1 protein-coding gene is annotated in these 1,035 nt (G+C 55.9%); it reads right to left on the bottom strand.

The genetic code is table 11. From position 1 onward, the window contains the following. A partial coding sequence (locus tag QPL96_RS19370) for an IS110 family transposase (RefSeq protein ID WP_303288909.1) occupies positions 1-951 on the bottom strand: 951 nt, incomplete at its 3' end. Positions 952-1,035 lie beyond the last annotated feature (84 nt).

Below are 1,035 nucleotides of genomic sequence, written 5' to 3' on the forward strand. Positions count from 1 at the left end.
GGCCTTGGCCTTGTTCATACGTTTCTGGAGTTTCTGCAAATAGCGTTGGGCCTTGTCATTGCCCCGCAGATAGAGCACGGCTGCCTCTGAGAAGGCCCATTTCAGATGGGCGTTGCCGATCTTGTTGCCCTGGGTGCCGTAGACTTTGCCGGCAGACTCGGCCTTGCACTTGATGAGCCGGGCATAAGAAGCAAACTTCTGCACCGTCTCAAATCGCTGGATGTCGCCGATTTCGTAGAGAATGGTCAGCGCCAGGATACGACCCACGCCAGGAATGGTCCGCAACACACTCAGAGAAGCGGGATCGTGTTGTTTGGCCTGCCGTTCCAGGTGTTCTTCGAGCTTGCTGAGTTCACGGTGGTAGCACTCGATGATGGCCAGGTCGAGATTGATGTTGTGCTGGACGTCCCGGTCGGCAAACGTCGCCCGGACCTGTTCCCGGGCACCGATATCCTTCAGGTTGGCCTTGTTGGGCGGCAGGTTGTATTGACTGGTGGTGTTCACCACATGGGCCTTGAGCATGGCCCCGTGCTGGACGATGCGGGTGCGTCTGCGAAGTAAATCCCGGGTTGCCCGCATCGCCTTTGGATAAACGTAGGCCAGCGGGAAGTTGCCTCCCTTCATAAGCATGGCGATCTTGAATGAGTCGATGCGATCATTCTTGGTTTTACCGCCGTGGATGGCCTTCATGTACAGGGCGTGGCCGAGAATAAAGTGAATTCCGTGCTCTTCACACAGATCGGAGATCCAGTACCAGCAGTGCATGCATTCAACACCCATCACGAGGTCATCGCGAAAGGGTTCAAGCAGAGCCAGCAGCGGTTTCGGCTGGGCTTTGATTTCCTTGTGCAGCAGCACTTCGCCCTGCTGGTCGATGATGCAGACGTACAGGCTGCGGGCGTGTAGGTCGATTCCACAATAATGGCGGTGGGTGCTATGGTAAAAGTTCATTGAGTCTTCTCCCTTGTAGTGCTTGGTCGCCTTCCAGCTTAGCGGGCAACCGCTAGGCTGGGGAGAAGGCTCAATCAGTATCAA

The organism is Marinobacter sp. SS8-8, assembly GCF_030540945.1.
In the GTDB taxonomy this organism is placed as follows: domain Bacteria; phylum Pseudomonadota; class Gammaproteobacteria; order Pseudomonadales; family Oleiphilaceae; genus Marinobacter.